The 2,119-nt window shown below is 75.1% G+C and carries 3 protein-coding genes; 2 read left to right on the top strand and 1 reads right to left on the bottom strand.

Features of this window, described 5'->3' with window-relative positions:
- On the bottom strand, window positions 1-468 hold a 468-nt coding region (locus tag L1885_RS27535), incomplete at its 3' end, for a hypothetical protein (RefSeq protein WP_372482045.1).
- 168 nt (window positions 469-636) lie between these two features.
- On the opposite strand from L1885_RS27535, the gene L1885_RS27530 reads away from it, so the two are divergent.
- Together L1885_RS27530 and L1885_RS27525 are read left to right on the top strand one after the other, a co-directional pair.
- Window positions 637-1,020, top strand: coding sequence for a hypothetical protein (locus L1885_RS27530; RefSeq protein ID WP_235799863.1), 384 nt, complete (start codon window positions 637-639; stop codon window positions 1,018-1,020).
- A gap of 324 nt (window positions 1,021-1,344) precedes the next feature.
- Window positions 1,345-2,119, top strand: a 775-nt coding sequence (locus L1885_RS27525; RefSeq protein ID WP_235799864.1) for a TetR/AcrR family transcriptional regulator, incomplete at its 3' end; no start/stop codon positions are given.

Genomic DNA, 2,119 nt, shown 5'->3' with positions numbered 1-2,119 from the left:
GGCGTCGCCGGTGCCCGCGGCCCCGCCCCCGGGTGCGGCCGAGGGGGCGTCACCGGCCCCCGCCGGGAGGGCGCGGAAGGCCCAGCGGTCGCCCGCCGTGCGGTACAGCTCGCCTCCCCCGGCCGCCTCCGGGGCGAGGGCCAGGCGGGCCAGCTCGGCGGCGTCCTCCGCCCGCACCAGCCGCAGCACGGCGCCGGGCGGCCGCTCGCCGGCGGGCACGCGGAACAGGACGCGGGTCACCTCGCGGGGCAGGTCCCGCAGGTCCACCGGGCCGGCCGGAGCGGCGGCGGGGCCGATCACCGCGGCCGTACCCGCCGCGCCCCCGCGGTCCGTGAGCAGGGTCGCCGGCACGCCGGTCTCCGGAAGCGGAACCCCCGCGGGGAGGCCGCCCGTGCGGGCCAACTCGGCCCGTACGGCGGTCGCGACGACGGGGACATGAGCGCCCTCGGCCAGGGAAGCGGATGCCATTGCGCCAGTGTGCCGTGCCGGGGGCACTCTCCGTAAGCGTACGTACGCGCAATACGGCGTCCTGCGGAGGCGCCCCGGAGGCCCGGACACTCGCTTGAACATGTTCAAAAAGGAGGCTAGAGTCCAGCCGTCAACGATTTTGAACACGTTCAAACCAAGGGGGCGGGAATGGATCTGACCGTTGTCGCGTACGTGCTCTACCTGGCCGTCAGCGTCGGACTCACGGTGTGGGTCGCGCGCACACTCAGCAGGAACGGCAAGATCTTCCTTGCCGACGTCCTGCTGGGGGACGACCAGCTCGCGGAGGCCGTGAACCATCTGCTGGTCGTGGGCTTCTACCTCGTCAATCTCGGCTTCGTCGCGCTGTACCTGAAGGACTCTGAGGGCGTGGCCGACGCCCGGCAGCTGGTCGAGGCGATCTCGGTCAAGCTCGGTGTCGTCCTCCTCGTCCTCGGCGTGCTGCACCTCGGCAACGTCTTCGTGCTGAGCACGATCCGCCGGCGCGGCATGGCCGAGCGCCGGCACGCCGCGGCGCTGCACCCGCAGGCCTGAGCAGCCGGCCACGGCCCGCCACGGCCTCCGGCCCGCGCGCGTCCTCGCATGCGGGCCGGGGGCCCGGGCGGTGCGGGACGGGCGACGCGCCGCACTAGGCTCGGCCGGGTGAAGGACGACGACAGGGACACGACCGGGACGGGGGCCGTGGCGGGCGGCGGGGACGGGGACACGGGGGCGGACGACGGCACCGCGGCGGCCGGGGGCACCCGCGCGGGCGGCGCCCCGGACAAGGGCACGGACGCGGGCACGGACGGGGGCGCGGGGGCCGGCCCGGGACGGAGCCGGGCGCCCAAGGCGGCGAAGAGCGAGCAGACGCGGACGCTGATCCTGGAGACCGCGCTGCGGCTGTTCCAGGAGCGCGGCTACGACCGGACCACGATGCGGGCCATCGCCAAGGAGGCGGGCGTCTCCGTCGGGAACGCGTACTACTACTTCTCGTCCAAGGAGCACCTCGTCCAGGGCTTCTACGACCGGATCGCCGCGGAGCACCAGGTGGCCGTGCGGCCCGTCCTCGACCGCGAGACGGGTCTGGAGGAGCGCATGGCCGGCGTGCTGCGCGCGTGGCTGGACATCGCGGCGCCGTACCACGAGTTCGCCGCCCAGTTCTTCAAGAACGCCGCCGATCCCGAGAGTCCGCTGAGCCCCTTCTCACCCGAGTCCGAGCACGCGCGGGAGGCAGCGATCTCCGTCCACCGGGAGGTCCTGGCCGGGTCCAGGGCCAAGGTCGCCGAAGAACTCCAGGGCATACTGCCCGAGTTGATGTGGCTCTCGCAGATGGGCCTGGTGCTGTACTGGGTGTTCGACCGCTCGGAGCACAGCGAACGCAGCCGCCGCCTCGCCGACCGCGGGGCCCGGCTGACGGCCCGGGGCGTGGCGCTGTCCCGCTTCCGGCCGCTGCGCCCGCTCGTGCGCGAGGTGCACGAGCTGTTCACGGACTTCCTGCCCGGCATGGCCGAGGTCGCGGTCGCGCGCTCCGCACGCACCCGGCGGGGGCCGGCCCGCCGCTCGCCGGGCGGACGCCCCGACGCCGCCGGGGCAGGTCCCGGCACAACGGGCGGGAGTCCGCCGGAAGACGGCGCGGGTGGGCCCGGCGGGC

The sequence above is a fragment of the Streptomyces fuscigenes genome, assembly GCF_021556455.1.
Lineage (GTDB): Bacteria > Actinomycetota > Actinomycetes > Streptomycetales > Streptomycetaceae > Streptomyces > Streptomyces fuscigenes.
Note: the sequence above shows the minus strand (reverse complement) of the source record. Positions and strands in the feature narration are given on the sequence as shown.